Here is a 14,850-nt window from a genome sequence, read left to right as displayed (position 1 = left end):
CCATGTGGGGGCGGGTTCTCCTTCTGTGGCTGGTGTTGGCTGTGCCGGTAAAGGCGGCGGCGATCGAAGACCTGACCCGTCCGTGGCCGGGGGCGGTTGTGCCCTATAAGCTCGATCCGGTCATATTAAAACGCGCAGGCACCAAGGGGACAGATTGCCGCAACTGGCGCGACTGGAGTGCGGCCACGCAAGCCTATAAGATCTGCCGCGCTATGTCAGAGTGGCAGGTTGAGACCGGCGTGCGCTTTGTGCCGTACACTAAGGGCGCAAAGTGGCTGGATATCCGTAGTTCCGACAGCCGCACCAATGCGACTTTGGGCTACAGTGTCGTCAACTGGGTCAATGTGCAAAGCCGCTCAAGCTACGGGGCGGTGCTGCATGAATTTGGGCATGTCCTGGGCCTGACCCATGAGCATATGCGTCCCGACCGCGACGACTATATCGTGCTTGCGCCGTTCATTGCGGATAGCCTTAAGGGCTGCAATCCGGTGGAGGCCATGTGCCGGGATATACTGCTGAATTTTCCGCGTCATGGCCGGCTTCAAATGAAAACCGACTATGATCCGTGTTCATTGATGCATTACCTCAGCCATCAGGGGCCGCGCTACCCCGACGATCCGCGCTGGCGGCAGGCCTTTACCCTGACGCGGGCGGGGGCCGAGCGCATGGATATCTGTTCCGGGCAGTTTCAAGCTCGTGAAGCCCGCTGCCGCAAGGTCGGTCAGAAATGCGCAATCACCGAAGATGATGCTGGCCTTGTGCGCCGGTTTCATGGCCTGTAAGCGCATCCCGAAAAGTGTGCAGCGGTTTTCGGATGCAGATGCGCGTAAAACCAAGATATCAGGGCGGAGCCGAGTAGGTGCCGGAGTTGGGGCCGGAGCGGTGGTTCTTGCTGGCGGTTTTTTCGGCCAGTTTTTCAGCTAAGTTTCGCGGGGCGCGACCGAGGGCCCACTGGATACCGTTGGGCCAGCAGCCGGGACAGTGGTCGTCCATACCGCTGTTGGCATTGATCTGCGGATCGTGGAAGTGATGCAGGCCATAGTTGGGATCGGCGGAGTCATATACCGTGCCGTCGGGCCAGAACCCGTGAGCTTCGGCCTGGGCCTTATGGATGCGATCAAGGCGCGTGCCGATGATCTCAGCCATTTCGAGAAAGGCCTGCGCTTCGTGGTCGATGCGCTCAGCCTCGCTCAGGCCGGACAGATCGTCGTCATCGGCATCATCGCGTGAAGTGCGGCGCGCGGCAGTTGGGCGCGGGGCGGGCGCAAGCTTTTCCGCCGCCTCACCGTAAAGCTGAACCAGCATGGCGTCGCAGGCCTTAACCGCCTTATGGGCGCGCTCGGCCTCAAGGAAGCTGTCGGGCATGGGGATCATCTCGACCGCCTCCAGCAGCCGGTCGGCATAGACGCGCAACCGCATCCGGCGCATTTTTAGCGCCTCGGCGTCGGTGATGTCGTGATCAGAGTCCATCCGGTGATGATGGGGCTGGACGGGGTTGGGGGGATAGTCGCGTGTACCCCTCCGTCTGTTCGCTATGCTCACAGCCACGGCACGGGCCGCCCCGCTCCCCATTGCATGGGGCGGAGGGAATGCGCGTAATTCTCCTCCCCATTCCATGGGGAGGTGGCGGCGTAGCCGACGGAGGGGTATTTCCAAACTTTCAATCTTCGGTAATATTTCAGAATGAACCCACCCAAACCCCGTCTGAAATACGAATTGGCGCGTCAGTTCCGCAAAGACCTGACCCCGCCGGAGGTTCGGCTATGGGCAAGGATCAAAGGCAAACCGGACGGTATTCACTTTCGCAAACAGCACCCTATCGGGCCTTATATTGCCGACTTTTACTGTGCGGCGGCAAGGTTGGTTGTTGAGGTGGACGGGCAGGTGCATAACCTCAGCGATGTGGCTGAACGCGATGAGGGGCGGCTGGCATGGCTGGGTGCGCAGGGCCTTGAGGTGATGCGGATCAATGCGGCTGATATTATGCGGGATGCTGATGAAGCCGCTTTGGGCGTACTGATGCGGGCCCGTGCCGTGGCATTGAGCGTCAGCGAAATGACGGAGGGGGCATAGGCGGGGGGGCAGCAACCGTAACCGGCGCAGTTTTAGTGCCTTTGCGTCGGTGATGTCGGTATCCGTGTCCATCCGGTGATGATGGGGCGGGACGGGGTGATGGGAGATAAAAAAAGGCGTGGAACCTTCCACGCCTTTTCGGATCACTTGGCTCATTTATTGGTTAAGCTGCACAAGCAAAATCTAAATCTCTGTTATCTTTGGAATACTTCTCGTTTAGATCAAGTGCGACAGTTCTGGCCTTTTCAGGAGACGGTTGATTGCTCTGTGCATTTTGAGTGGTTTCAGAAGCTGTGCTTGACCAAAGATTGATGTGAACACTGTAAAATATAGGATCACAATAAGCGCTTGCCATCATACCTTTGGTTAGCATTTCACCAAAAAGCTCTACCTGTTGCGGGGAGAGTGACTGCAGATCATCTGAAAATTTTGCACTCCGTTGAGTTCTAGGAACTGAATTGCGTGCTGACTTACCGTTTAAGCAATGCAGCGTAAAGGTTCTAGCCAAACTAGGCTTATTTATGTTCGCATAAAAAACAGACACGAACTTTAATATGCTGTCTGGGGTCGAGTGATCTTTAATCAGTTGTTGCGCGGCTTCGTAAGCCTCTTCAATGTATTGAGACGCAGTTGCAAGTTTTTCAGTGCGCTTAACAATCAGTCGCATTGCGACTCTGATTGAAAAAAATGTGAGTATGGCGACCACAAGCGCTATTAAGATATTTGCCATGTGCAACCTCCGTTAGCTGTGGATTGTTTTACGCTAGTTAATACAAAAAAGTTGTTACTTTCGTGGCGCAGATGCAATTAATTTCTCTATTTTTTAGATTTTTCCTCGATTTTTTTCTTTTCATCCGACCTGTCGATAAGGCTATTCCTGATTTTGGCCATATTCCGTTCGTGTTGATGTGACAATTTTCGCTGTTCCAACACACATTTAGATATCATTGGGATTAGCCAGGGCAACATAATCAATAATACTAATCCGAATACCCACCATGGGGATATTCCAGCCTTTATAGCTTCAAAAGCTAACTGAAGGATTTCGGTATGTTGCAAGCTGGATCACCGACAAGTTTTATATTTATGAGCGTCGGAATGAGGTGAATCATCCAGTAGAAAGCCCCGATTAAAACCTAACAAAACATTTTTTAATTTGGGTGTCAATTTTAGGATGTAAGTGAATGCTATCAATAAAAAAGGCGTGGGGTCGAAACCCCACACCCCGTTAGTTTTGTACCAGCCTATCCACCCACGCCAAGTTACGGGTGCAGGGTCTAAGACCCTGCCGGGATATACACTTCCGAACCCAGCGCTTTGAACTTTTCCGACATTTCCGACATGCCCGAAGAGGCGGCTTCAAGGTCGGCTTTTTCGTTGTCGGTCAGGTTGGCGGCATAGTCGCGCACGTCCTGCGTGATCTTCATTGAGCAGAACTTTGGCCCGCACATCGAGCAGAAGTGCGCGGTTTTGTGGGCGTCCTTCGGCAGGGTCTCATCATGGAAAGCCCGCGCTGTATCGGGATCGAGACCCAGATTGAACTGATCCTCCCAGCGGAAGTCAAAACGCGCCCGTGACAGGGCATCATCCCATGCACGGGCGGCGGGGTGGCCCTTGGCGAGGTCAGCGGCGTGGGCGGCGATCTTATAGGTAATCACGCCAGTCTTCACGTCATTGCGGTCGGGCAAACCTAAGTGTTCCTTGGGCGTGACGTAGCACAGCATGGCCGTCCCGAACCAGCCGATCATGGCCGCTCCGATGCCGGAGGTGATGTGGTCATAACCCGGCGCGATGTCGGTCGTGAGTGGGCCCAATGTGTAAAACGGCGCTTCGCCGCAGGTGGCCAGTTGCTTATCCATATTGGCCTTGATCTTGTGCATCGGCACATGGCCGGGGCCTTCGATCATGACCTGACAGCCCTTGGCCCACGCGATCTGGGTCAGTTCGCCAAGCGTCTCCAGTTCGGCAAACTGGGCGCGGTCATTGGCGTCAGCAATGCTGCCCGGACGCAGGCCGTCGCCTAAGCTAAAGGTGACATCGTACTCACGCATGATGTCGCAGATCTCCTCAAAGTGTGTGTAGAGGAAGTTTTCCTTATGGTGGGCCAGACACCACTTGGCCATGATCGAGCCGCCGCGCGAGACGATGCCGGTGACGCGCTTGGCGGTCAGGTGGACGTAAGACAGGCGCACGCCGGCGTGGATGGTGAAGTAATCCACACCCTGCTGGGCCTGCTCGATCAGGGTGTCACGATAGACTTCCCAGGTCAGGTCTTCGGCCACGCCGTTCACCTTTTCCAGCGCCTGATAGATCGGCACGGTGCCGATCGGGTTGGGCGAATTGCGCAAAATCCATTCGCGGATATTGTGGATATTGCGGCCCGTGCTGAGATCCATGACGTTGTCGGCGCCCCAACGGATCGCCCACACCATCTTATCGACCTCTTCTTCCATCGACGAGGTGACGGCCGAATTGCCGATATTGGCGTTGATTTTGACCAGAAAATTGCGGCCAATGATCATTGGCTCGACTTCGGCATGGTTGATATTGGCGGGGATAACCGCCCGTCCTCTGGCCACTTCGTCGCGCACAAATTCCGGCGTGATAAAGTCGGGGATCGACGCGCCGAAATCTTCGCCGTCGCGGATGACCTCAGCGGCGGCCTTACGGCGGATATTTTCGCGGATGGCGATATATTCCATCTCTGCCGTGATGATACCGGCGCGGGCGTATTCCAGTTGCGTTACGGGCCGTCCGGCCTTACCGCGCATGACCTTAGGCAGGTTCGGGAACTGCGGTGCCAGCGCGGCCTCAGAGACGTTGCCGTTGTCTTCGGGTTTGACGGGGCGGGCTTCGATAAATTCGACATCGCCGCGGTCGAGGATCAGCTTTTCGCGCACCCGCGGCAGGCCCTTATCGATCTGCGGCACAAAGCCGTCTTCGGTATAGGGGCCGGTGGAATCATAGAGGCTGACCGGCGGCTCATTGGCCTCCGGTTGCAGGGCGACTTCGCGGAACGGCACGCGCACGTCGGGGAACAGGGTGCCGGTCTCATAAACCTTTTTTGAGCCCGGAAAGGGCGAGGCTTCGACGCGGATGGGCTTTAAATCTTTGATTGGTTTATTCATTGGAATCCCTCATAAAAACAAAGGGATCATGAGCGCAGATTGCAGGTGCTTTTTGCCTGTAAAGCCAAAAAAGCGTATCCAACTCCCTTCGCCGGCATGACCCGGATCAGGTTCGGCGGTTTTAAAGCACAGCGTTGAGTGCTTAGTCTCAGCCCGCATAAGCCTGCGGACACTCCGGTGAACTAACGGGCTTGAATGTAAGGGAAGCCGCGCGCCTGGGCAAGCGGATAAAAAAAGACCCGAAGCGGTCATGCCGCGCCGGGTCGAAGTTTCACCACAAGGACTTAAGCCTTAATCACCCTCATGGTGTTATCAGCAACGTTCAAAAAGGGGTGCAAAGTGAACGTTCATTCATTTGTACGCAAAGGCCCGCACTTTCCGTCGCGGGAATTGTAAAATTTTGATGGGGAGAGAAGAAAGTGTACCCCTCCGTCGCGGACTTCGCCGCGCCACCTCCCCATCTTCGCTTTAACTCGATAGGGAGGAGGGGAGGATGCGGTACTTCTCCTCCCTACGCTTGCGTGGGGAGGTGGCATTGAGCGCAGCGAAAATGACGGAGGGGTAATTTACCCCCTCTTTTTACTGATGCGCGCATCAATAAAAAGCTACCCTGCAACAGGGGGAGTTCTAAAGACAGGTCAGAGATTCAACAATGCCGGATCGCCGCCCTGCGCGGTGATATTGTTGGAGACGGCGCGTTCGGACGCAAAGCGGATCAGGCTGAACGGGCCGCCGGCCTTGGGGCCGGTGCCGGAAAGGCCTTCCCCGCCAAAGGGTTGCACGCCGACCACCGCGCCGATAATCGAGCGGTTGATATAGACGTTACCGGCAGGCACCACTTCGGCGATATCTTCGGCAAAGGCTTCGATCCGCGAATGGACGCCCAAGGTAAGCCCATAGCCGCGACCAGCCAAAGCGTCGGTCGTCGGCTGATAATTCTGCGAATCGTAACGCACCACATGCAGGACGGGGCCAAACACTTCGCGCTCCAGCTCATCCGCCGAGGACAATTCCACCAGGGTCGGCGCGAAATAGTCCCCACTAAGGCCCGACGGCATCGGCGTGCGGTGCAGAACCTGCCCCTTGGCCTCACAGGCGGCCAGATGGGCCTCAAGGATCTCGCGCGCATCTTGGTCAATCACCGGGCCGGTGTCATTGACCGGGTTGGCCGGATCGCCGATCAGCAGCATGTCCATCGCCCCTTTGAGGCCCTCGATATAGGCATCTGCCACCTCATGCGGCAGGAACAGCAACCGCAGGGCCGAACAGCGTTGACCGGTTGAGCCAAACGCCGACAGGATGACATCGTCAATGACCTGTTCTTTCAGGGCGGTGGTATCGACAAACAGGCCGTTCAGCCCGCCGGTTTCGGCAATAAACGGCACGATCGGGCCGCGTTTGGCCGCCAGAGTTTTGTTGATCATCCATGCGGTCTCAGTCCCGCCGGTAAAGGCCACCCCGGCGATATGCGGATGGGCCGTCAGTTCCGCGCCGACCGTCTCCCCGCGTCCGGGCAGCAGGGCCAACAGGGCGGCATTGAGGCACGCTTTGTGGAACAGTTTGACGGCCTCCGCGGCGATCAGCGGCGTCTGCTCGGCCGGTTTGGCTAGCACGGCGTTACCGGCGGCCAGGGCGGCGGCGATCTGACCGGTAAAAATGGCCAGCGGGAAGTTCCACGGGCTGATGCACACAAACACGCCGCGGCCATGCAGTTCGTGCGAATTGCGCTCACCGACCGGGCCGGTGAGCATCTTAGGATTCCCGAACTGTTCAATGGCCAATCGGGCATAATAGCGGCAAAAATCAACGGCTTCGCGCACTTCGGCAATCGCGTCAGCCCAGGTTTTACCGGCTTCACGCACGATCAGGGCGCACAGTCGGTTAAGGTCGGCTTCGAGCGCATCACCCATCTTGTTGAGCACCTCGGCGCGCTTGGCCCCGCCCAGCTTGTTCCAATGCGGTTGCGCCGATTTAGCCAGGTCAAAGGCGTTCGCGATATCGGCCTTGGTCGCCTCATGCACCACGCCGATTTTGATCAGGCGGTTGGCGGGGGCGGTGATGACCTCAAACGCAGCCGATGTGTTTTCCTGTCCTCCGACCAGGGGTGCGGCGACGAAGGTTTCCGCATCGACCTTATCCAGTGCGGTGGTGAAGCTATCGCGCACGGCCTTGATCGACAGATCCGGCCCGAAGCTGTTCAGCCGGTCACCGTAAATGGTGCGCGGCAGATTAAGGCGCGGGTGGCGATCCGGGTGGGCCATGACCTCATCAATCGGGTCGTGGATGACCGCTTCGGCGGGGATGTTTTCGTCCATCAGGGCATTGACGAAGGACGAATTGGCGCCGTTTTCCAGCAGACGGCGCACCAGATAGGGCAGCAGGTCTTCGTGGCCGCCGACGGGGGCATAGGCGCGCAACGGGAAGTCGCCAAATACGTCCTGCGCACAGTCATAAAGCACCTCACCCATACCGTGCAGGCGCTGGGATTCGACGGTGACCTTGGCGTCGCGGGCCATGCGGCGCACGGCAGCCAAAGTATGGGCGTTATGGCTGGCGAACTGGGCATAGATATGGGGGGCGGCGTCAATCAACGCCTTGGCGCAGATCAGGTAGGAAAGGTCGGTCGCGACCTTAGTCGTGTGCACCGGATAGTCTTCGCGGCCCATGACCTGCGCGCGCTTGATTTCCGAATCCCAATAGGCGCCCTTGACCAGACGCACCATCAGGCGGCGACCGGATTGTTCAGCCAGGGTTTTGAGCGCGGCGATCGCTTCGGGGCAGCGCTTCTGGTAGGCCTGAACGGCTAGACCCAAGCCCTGCCAGTCGCCAAGCTCCGGCTCATAGCACAGTTTGTCGAGCAACTTCAAAGAGATGACCAACCGGTCGGTTTCTTCGGCATCAATAGTGAAATTGATATTGGCCTTGGCGGCCTGAATGGCCAACGCCTTGAGGCGGGGATAAAGCACCTCAAACACGTCCGCGACCTTGGCCGCCTCATAGCGCGAATAGATGGCCGACAGCTTGACCGAAATGCCGTGGTCGGCTTCGGGGCCGCGCGTACAGACTTTGGACAGGGCCTCAATCGCGTCCGAATAGGCCTCAGCGTAGCGGACAGCATCGGCTTCGGTGCGCGCCCCTTCGCCCAGCATGTCGAACGAACAGAGATAGCCGTCTTTTTTGGAGCGTTTGAGGGCGGCTTCGATGGTGCGGCCCAGCACAAACTGTTCGCCCATGATGCGGATAGCAGCGGCGACGGCCTGACGGATGACGGGTTCGCCCACGCGCGCGGCGAGGCCGGAGACATAGCCCTTGACGTCCTTTTTGGCGTGGTCTTCGACGTCGATCAGCTTACCCGTCAGCATCAGGCCCCAGGTCGAGGCATTGACGAACAGGTTGTCGGACTTGCCGAAATGGCTGGCCCAGTCGGCGGAGGATATTTTCTCAGCGATGAGCTGGTCGCGGGTGTCTTCGTCGGGCGTGCGCAGCAGGGCCTCGGCCAGACACATTAGTGCCAGACCTTCGCGGGTGCCGAGCGAAAACTCTTTGAGGAAGCTTTCGACCACGCCCTGCCGGCGGGCGGCCTTGCGGGTGGCGCGGACCAGATTTTCAGCCTCGGCGCGGATGACGGCGCGGTCCTGTTGCGACAGGGTATTGGCCACCAGCAACCGCTCGCAGGCCTTGGCGTCGGTCATATATTTGGTGTCGTCGAGGGCGTCCCAATCGACGGTGAAGCTGGTGAAGGTCGCCATGTGTGCGCTCCGGCATAAGAATGTGGTGGCAAAATACATCATGCCATGCGGGAACGTAATGATGTCGGGTTATGATAAAACGGAATGATCTGTTTCCGGTTTGGGGGGCGGTAGAAAAGTTACCCCTCCGTCAGCGACTTCGCGCTGACACCTCCCCATGGAATGGGGAGGAGAAGGGGGGGCGGTCTTTTCCTCCTCCCTACGCAGTGGGGAGGTGGCGCGGCGAAGTCCGCGACGGAGGGGTATCTTTAAGGATCGACCGTGCCGCCATGACCGCCGTGGCGAAGGTTGCCTGCAGCAGGTAGCCGCCGGTTGGGGCTTCCCAGTCGAGCATTTCACCGACCGCATAGGTGTGGGGCAGGGCCTTCAATTCAAACGCGGGCGTCAGGCTGTTGAAACTGATCCCGCCCGCAGACGATATGGCGCGCTCCAACCCTTGCGCGCCCGTCAGGCGTAAGGGTACGGCTTTGATATCGATAGCCTTGGTTTCCTGCACCAGCGCGATGGCAGCGGGGCTGAGGTTCAGCGCTTTGCGCAGGCGGTTGCTCTGGCTGTCCTTGGGCGAAGCGCGGCCCAGTTTCGAGATCACCTGACCGGCATTGAGATCGGGGCGGAGGTCGATCATCAGATCGGCGTGGCCGTGGCGGATGATAGCGTCGCGCAAGGCCGCACTTAAGGCATAGATGGCTCCGCCTTCGATGCCGGTGCGGGTCAGCATCAATTCACCCCTGACCTCACGGCCCGCGAACTGAACCGCGATATTTTTCAAGGGTTCGCCCGCAAATTTATCGCGGAAATGGTCGCTCCAGACGGTGGTGAAGCCAGCATTCGACGGCTGAAACGGTACGATCTCCACCCCTTTTTCCATCAGGTAAGGTGTCCAGCCGCCGTCGCCACCCAGCTTGGGCCAACTGGCGCCGCCGAGCGCCAGAATCGTGTAATCGGCGGATACCTGCACCGTCGCGCCTTGATGATCGAAGACCAGATCATCGCCCGACCATCCGCGCCAGTCGTGACGGGTGTGGAGGTTAACGCCCTGACTTTCCAGTCGCTTTAGCCACGCTCGCAGCAGCGGCGAGGCCTTCATCGCCTTGGGGAACACCCGGCCCGATGAGCCGACAAAGGTATCCGCCCCCAAACCATCGGCCCAGTCGCGCAAATCCTTGGGCGTAAAGGCTTCCAGCGCGGGCCGAAGTTGCGGGGCGCGTTTGCCATAGCGCGCGACAAAGCGCTCAAAGGCTTCCGAATGGGTCAGGTTCAAGCCACCGCGACCCGCCATCAGGAACTTGCGCGCCACTGACGGCATCCGGTCATAGAGGCTGACGCGGTGGCCGGCGGCGCTCAGGATTTCGGCGGCCATAAGACCGGCGGGGCCTGCGCCGATGATGGCGACGGTCTTCGTCATGGCTGGGGACTCAGATCGATATCGGCGCGAATGGGGAAGTGGTCCGAGCCGACGGACGGCAGCACCTTGAATCGGGCGGCAGGGATATCGCGCGTCAGGACATGGTCAATCTGAATGGCCATCAGCGGATTGTCGGCGGGCCAGGTGTGGGCAAACCCGGAACCTGCGGGCCGCTGCATCTTCGCCTCAACCAGTGGCGTCAGGCTGTGCGACCACAGGGTCGAATTGAGGTCACCGGTAACGATGACCGGCTTTTGAGCGTCGCGCACCTGATTGGCCAGCGCGTCGATATAAAGTCTATTTTTTTCGCTCCATCTGGCATGAACGGGCGGTACCGGATGGGCGACGAACAGGACGAATTCCGCGAATTCGGCGCGTAACAATGGTACTTCCGGGTCGTCCAGCGTCAGAATTTTCGCCGTAAACGGAGCCTTGGCATAGAGGCTGATGCCAAAGGCGCTGCGGCCGGGAATATCGTAGCTGTAGGGATAGCGTGTGTCCAAAACGCTCAGGGCCGATTGCCAGTGATCGGCGGCTTCGACCACGGCAAATATATCCGGGTCTTCGCGGTCGACCATCGCCAGCACCGTGTCGTAATCTTTGCTGACATAGAGCACATTGCTCATGACTACACTGACAGGTCTCACGGCGGATTCGGGCCCGGGCAGGGCGGGGACGCTCACGCTCACGCTGCGGGTGATGATCGGGGCCAGAGTAAGCACGAGGACTGCCAGCGACGCGGTAATGATTAGCCGGTGGCGCGTCAGCAAACTGGCCGCACAGAGCGCGGCGGCGCCTATAGCAATCTGAAGCCTGTACGGGGTGATCAGGTCGGCAAACCATATCCATCTAGCCAGAAATCCGAACAGGCTGACGGTGGCCACGCCGACAAGTGCTATGGCAAGACCTGAGAGCAGTATTGAGCGAAGGCGAGGGGGCATTGTGATCCGTGGCGGGGAAGGGTTTCGCCACATAATCGTCTGCGGAGGTTTAAGACCAGCCTAAAAATGCAAGGCGGCGGAATAAATTTGTCTTATCTCATATTCAAAAACAATTGATTTTACCTATATTGTAATTGCGAGTAATTTGCATATATCGAATTTCAGGAGAGACCCTCATGCGTTTAGCCGCTAAAACATTGTCGTACAGCCTTATGCACGTCACCGTCGCCACCAGTGTCGCTTACGTGTTGACGGGGAACTGGGCGATCGCACTCGGCATCGGTTTGCTGGAGCCGATGGTGCAGACCATTGCCTATCCGCTGCACGAGTACCTGTGGGAACGTAAGCCGGTCAAGGTTGAGCTGTTCCATAACCACGGGCATTAGGTTTGAGTACGGGCAGGTTAGCTTCGCCCCCTCCGTCTCGGCGCTGATGCGCCGATCCACCTCCCCATCTAAGATGGGGAGGAGGTTAGAGCACGAAAAAGGCCGCTGGCGTCTCTCTTCCGCCAGCGGCCTTTTCCATTACGCGCCTCTGTTAAAGGGCGTTATCTCACATTGTCATAGTCGGCGTCGTTCCACTTTTTGATCTGGGACTCGACTTCGTCCTGAGCGATGCCGTAGCGTTCCTGAAGCTTACCCGCCAGTTGCTTGCGGTCACCTTCGATGACATCAAGGTCATTGTTGGTCAGCTTACCCCAGGTTTCCTGAAGCGAGCCCTTAACCTGTTCCCAGCTACCTTCGATACGATTGCGATTCATGGTCATTCTCCGTAATTTCAATATGTTGGGTCGATTTTGACTTTAGCGCGGATGGGGCTAAAGGTTCAAAGCGGATGGCGGGCTGACACGTAAGAATGACGTAAACGAAACCGCCCTCCCGGTTGGGGAGGGCGTGATCTCAAGCCGCCATTGCGGCGGCGGCCAAGGTGGCGCAGCCACCGCCCGGCGAGGGGCTAAAAATTCAGTGGGCGGCGTTGAACACCTTCTCCAGACCGGCGGCATTGGTGGCCCAGGTTGCACCTATCGCCTGAGCGGTCGGATCGGGATAGATGTAGAGATCCCCCGCTTCGATGCCCGCAACGATTAAGGCGGCGGCCGATTCCGGTGTGGCCTTAGCCATCGGGATGTCTTTGGCCAGTTCGGTGTCGATCGGACCGGGGAAGACGCCTAAGACGTCAACGCCGCTGTCTTTCAATTCCTCGCGCACCGACTGGGTGATCGACAGCAGGGCGGCTTTCGAGGCGGAATAGCCGGCCAGACTATGGGCGGCCACAAGGCCTACGACGCTGATGACATTGACGATCGCGCCGGATTTTTTAGCCACCAGTTGCGGTGTGAAGGCGCGCAGCACGTTCAGCGTTCCAAAGACGTTGGTGGTAAAGTCATAGCCAAAATCGTCATTGGACGTGGTCAGCACCGTGCCGAACTGAGCGGTGCCCGCATTATTGATGAGTATGTCGATGTCTGCGTGGGTGGCGGCCAAGGCCTGAACGGCGGCCTCATCGGTAATGTCAAGTTTTACCGGCACGACCCGATCATCGCCAAAGTCAGGCAGGGTGGCCGGGTTGCGGGCACCGGCGTAGACTTTGGCCACGCCTTTGTTCAGCAGTTCGCGCACAATGGCAGCACCTATGCCGCGGTTGGCGCCGGAAACGAGGACGGTTGCATTTGAGATTTTCATGATCTGGACTCCGAAAAAGAAGGGGATGAGAACGCTTTGGAAGATTAAAAGTAAACCGATCTGTTTACATTGAGGCTGTGTGTAAACCGATCGGTTTACATTGTCAACGATATCCACTATAAAAATATCACCCATCCCCCATCGGACTGTGCGCATATGACCAAGGCTCTGAAAAAACAGGAAATTATAGATCACGCCTATGAGCTGTTTTACGATCATGGCTTTCACGCCACCGGCGTCGATAAGGTCATGGCCGACACCGGCATCTCAAAGCGCACGCTCTATAAGTACTTTGCGTCCAAGGAAGACCTGATCGCCGAACTGATCGGTCACTATGGCGAGACGTTTCTGAAAATAGCTCCGGGTGAGATCGCGCGCTTAAGCCCCGATCCGGCAGGGCGGGTCATGGCGTTGTTCGATTTCCGTAAGGCGATGTTTGATGAGGGCAGTTTTCGTGGCTGCTTCGCCATCAGCGCCAATCTGGAATATTCCGGTCGCGACACGCCGGTGCAGGCGGCCAGCCTGACATTCTTTGAGGCGTTCCAGACCTATATAAAAAGCCTATGCGCGGACGGCGGCTATAAAGACCCCGATAAGCTGGCGGGGCAAGTCATCGTCCTGTTTAACGGGGCGGTGGTCGCGTCTCAGGCCAGCCGCAGTTCGGCGCCGTTTGACGCCGCCAAATCGGTGCTGGCCATGCTATTGGCGGCGGCGAAATAGGCTGCACTTTACAACATTCAAATAATTGTTTATATGTTTGTCATGGATAAGCCCGTGACCAACATCGCTGTGGCCGATGACGATGATGTCGTTATCGAACTGGCTGAGATTTTCCATCTGCTGGGTGATCCGATGCGGCTGCGCATTGTCCTGTGCTGTCTTAAGGGCGAAGCGGCGGTGGGGGATATCGCGGCCTCAGTCGGGGCCTCGACGGCCCTGACCAGTCACCATCTGCGCCTGTTGAAGGCCGCGCGGTTGGTGCGCTTTCGCAAGCAGGGCAAGCAGATTTTCTACACCTTAAGCGACCATCACGTCCGCCATATGATTGAGGATATGCGCGACCATATCCGGGAGCCCGACCATGACTGATCATGACCATTCTCATGAGCACAGGGCGACCTGTTCCCACGGCCATGATCACAGCCACGATAAAGGCCACGGTTTTCTGGGCTTAGGTCACCATGATCATGATACCGGCCCGGTGGTCGAAGCGCGTTATCGCAAAGTTCTGTGGGTCGTGCTGGCGGCCAATGCGGCGATGTTTTTGGTCGAAATCGGCGCAGGACTTAAGGGCCTGTCGATGGCGCTGCTGGCCGATGCGCTCGATTTCGCGGGCGATGCCGGCAATATCGCTATTAGTTTGTTGGTCTTAAGCGCCGTCCAATCGGTGCGGGCCAAGGCGTCCTTGTTCAAGGTCGCCTGCATGGTCGTGTTCAGCCTGTGGGTCGGGGTGGCGACGGTGCTGCAACTGATCAATGGCACGGTGCCGCGGCCGGAAATCATGGGGATCGTCAGCGTGCTGGCCATCGCCGTTAATCTGGGCAGCGCGGCGTTTCTGTATCGTTATCGGTCGGGCGATTCCAACGTCATGTCGGTGTGGCTGTGCGCGCGCAATGACGCCATCGGCAATGTCATGGTCATGGTCGCGGCCATCATCGTCTGGCTGACCGGGTCAAACATCGCCGATGCCGTGGTGGCGTTGTTGATGGTGGCTTTGGGGTTATCTGCCGCGTGGCGGATCACGCGGCAGGCCATAGGCGAATTGCGCGAGCACTGATCCCAATCAAAAACTTATTTTGAAGCGGCTACAAAACCTTTATAAGACTTATGGTAAACCGCACAGGTCGTCGAAAGACCGAAGGAAAAAGGGCA

At 57.8% G+C, this 14,850-nt stretch carries 14 protein-coding genes and 1 riboswitch; of the genes, 6 read left to right on the top strand and 8 right to left on the bottom strand.

The features are described 5' to 3' along the window. The first annotated feature begins 2 nt into the window (after window positions 1-2). Complete coding sequence (locus OVA03_RS05020; RefSeq protein WP_267527064.1) at window positions 3-782, top strand: M12 family metallopeptidase; 780 nt, start codon at window positions 3-5, stop codon at window positions 780-782. Window positions 783-840: 58 nt separating this feature from the next. Here OVA03_RS05020 and OVA03_RS05015 read toward each other — a convergent pair whose 3' ends face one another. After that, on the bottom strand, window positions 841-1,470 hold the full coding sequence (locus tag OVA03_RS05015; protein ID WP_267527063.1) for a hypothetical protein: 630 nt from the start codon (window positions 1,468-1,470) through the stop codon (window positions 841-843). 213 nt (window positions 1,471-1,683) lie between these two features. Between OVA03_RS05015 and OVA03_RS05010 the strand changes: the two genes are divergently transcribed. Further along, window positions 1,684-2,073 carry an endonuclease domain-containing protein gene (locus tag OVA03_RS05010; RefSeq protein ID WP_267527062.1) on the top strand — a complete coding sequence of 130 codons (390 nt, stop codon included), beginning with the start codon at window positions 1,684-1,686 and terminating at the stop codon, window positions 2,071-2,073. Between the two features lie 163 nt (window positions 2,074-2,236). Here the strand turns inward: OVA03_RS05010 and OVA03_RS05005 are convergent, their stop codons facing one another. From OVA03_RS05005 to OVA03_RS04985, 5 genes are all read right to left on the bottom strand, one after another. Then, window positions 2,237-2,803, bottom strand: a complete 567-nt coding sequence (locus tag OVA03_RS05005) for a hypothetical protein (protein WP_267527061.1) — start codon at window positions 2,801-2,803, stop codon at window positions 2,237-2,239. A gap of 547 nt (window positions 2,804-3,350) precedes the next feature. Further along, window positions 3,351-5,201 carry a phosphomethylpyrimidine synthase ThiC gene (gene thiC, locus OVA03_RS05000; protein ID WP_267527060.1) on the bottom strand — a complete coding sequence of 617 codons (1,851 nt, stop codon included), beginning with the start codon at window positions 5,199-5,201 and terminating at the stop codon, window positions 3,351-3,353. Between the two features lie 66 nt (window positions 5,202-5,267). Then, a riboswitch (TPP riboswitch) is annotated at window positions 5,268-5,388 on the bottom strand. Window positions 5,389-5,839: 451 nt separating this feature from the next. Further along, window positions 5,840-8,950: a bifunctional proline dehydrogenase/L-glutamate gamma-semialdehyde dehydrogenase PutA gene (gene putA / locus OVA03_RS04995; protein ID WP_267527059.1), complete on the bottom strand. Its 3,111-nt coding sequence runs from the start codon at window positions 8,948-8,950 to the stop codon at window positions 5,840-5,842. 199 nt (window positions 8,951-9,149) lie between these two features. Continuing rightward, on the bottom strand, window positions 9,150-10,355 hold the full coding sequence (locus tag OVA03_RS04990) for an NAD(P)/FAD-dependent oxidoreductase (protein WP_267527058.1): 1,206 nt from the start codon (window positions 10,353-10,355) through the stop codon (window positions 9,150-9,152). Continuing rightward, the gene (locus OVA03_RS04985; RefSeq protein ID WP_267527057.1) at window positions 10,352-11,296 is read right to left on the bottom strand and encodes an endonuclease/exonuclease/phosphatase family protein; all 945 of its coding nucleotides are present in this window, start codon (window positions 11,294-11,296) and stop codon (window positions 10,352-10,354) included. The genes OVA03_RS04990 and OVA03_RS04985 overlap by 4 nt, the downstream gene beginning before the upstream one ends. A 176-nt stretch (window positions 11,297-11,472) precedes the next feature. Between OVA03_RS04985 and OVA03_RS04980 the strand changes: the two genes are divergently transcribed. Further along, window positions 11,473-11,682, top strand: coding sequence for a DUF2061 domain-containing protein (locus tag OVA03_RS04980; protein WP_189488575.1), 210 nt, complete (start codon window positions 11,473-11,475; stop codon window positions 11,680-11,682). Between the two features lie 161 nt (window positions 11,683-11,843). Here the strand turns inward: OVA03_RS04980 and OVA03_RS04975 are convergent, their stop codons facing one another. Both OVA03_RS04975 and OVA03_RS04970 read right to left on the bottom strand, forming a co-directional pair. Next, complete coding sequence (locus OVA03_RS04975; protein WP_267527056.1) at window positions 11,844-12,056, bottom strand: CsbD family protein; 213 nt, start codon at window positions 12,054-12,056, stop codon at window positions 11,844-11,846. Window positions 12,057-12,258: 202 nt separating this feature from the next. Further along, the gene (locus OVA03_RS04970) at window positions 12,259-12,978 is read right to left on the bottom strand and encodes an SDR family NAD(P)-dependent oxidoreductase (RefSeq protein ID WP_267527055.1); all 720 of its coding nucleotides are present in this window, start codon (window positions 12,976-12,978) and stop codon (window positions 12,259-12,261) included. A gap of 156 nt (window positions 12,979-13,134) precedes the next feature. Here OVA03_RS04970 and OVA03_RS04965 point away from each other — a divergent pair, with 156 nt between their 5' ends. The 3 genes from OVA03_RS04965 to OVA03_RS04955 are packed head-to-tail and all read left to right on the top strand — an operon-like array spanning window position 13,135 to window position 14,755. After that, window positions 13,135-13,698, top strand: coding sequence for a TetR/AcrR family transcriptional regulator (locus tag OVA03_RS04965; RefSeq protein ID WP_267527054.1), 564 nt, complete (start codon window positions 13,135-13,137; stop codon window positions 13,696-13,698). A gap of 54 nt (window positions 13,699-13,752) precedes the next feature. Beyond that, window positions 13,753-14,067, top strand: coding sequence for an ArsR/SmtB family transcription factor (locus OVA03_RS04960; protein ID WP_267527053.1), 315 nt, complete (start codon window positions 13,753-13,755; stop codon window positions 14,065-14,067). Next, the gene (locus OVA03_RS04955) at window positions 14,060-14,755 is read left to right on the top strand and encodes a cation transporter (RefSeq protein ID WP_267527052.1); all 696 of its coding nucleotides are present in this window, start codon (window positions 14,060-14,062) and stop codon (window positions 14,753-14,755) included. Before OVA03_RS04960 ends, OVA03_RS04955 begins: the two co-directional genes overlap by 8 nt. Window positions 14,756-14,850: the final 95 nt, after the last annotated feature.

Origin of the sequence: Asticcacaulis sp. SL142, assembly GCF_026625745.1 — a bacterium.
Classification (GTDB): domain Bacteria; phylum Pseudomonadota; class Alphaproteobacteria; order Caulobacterales; family Caulobacteraceae; genus Asticcacaulis.
This window is presented reverse-complemented; position numbering and strand designations above follow the sequence as displayed.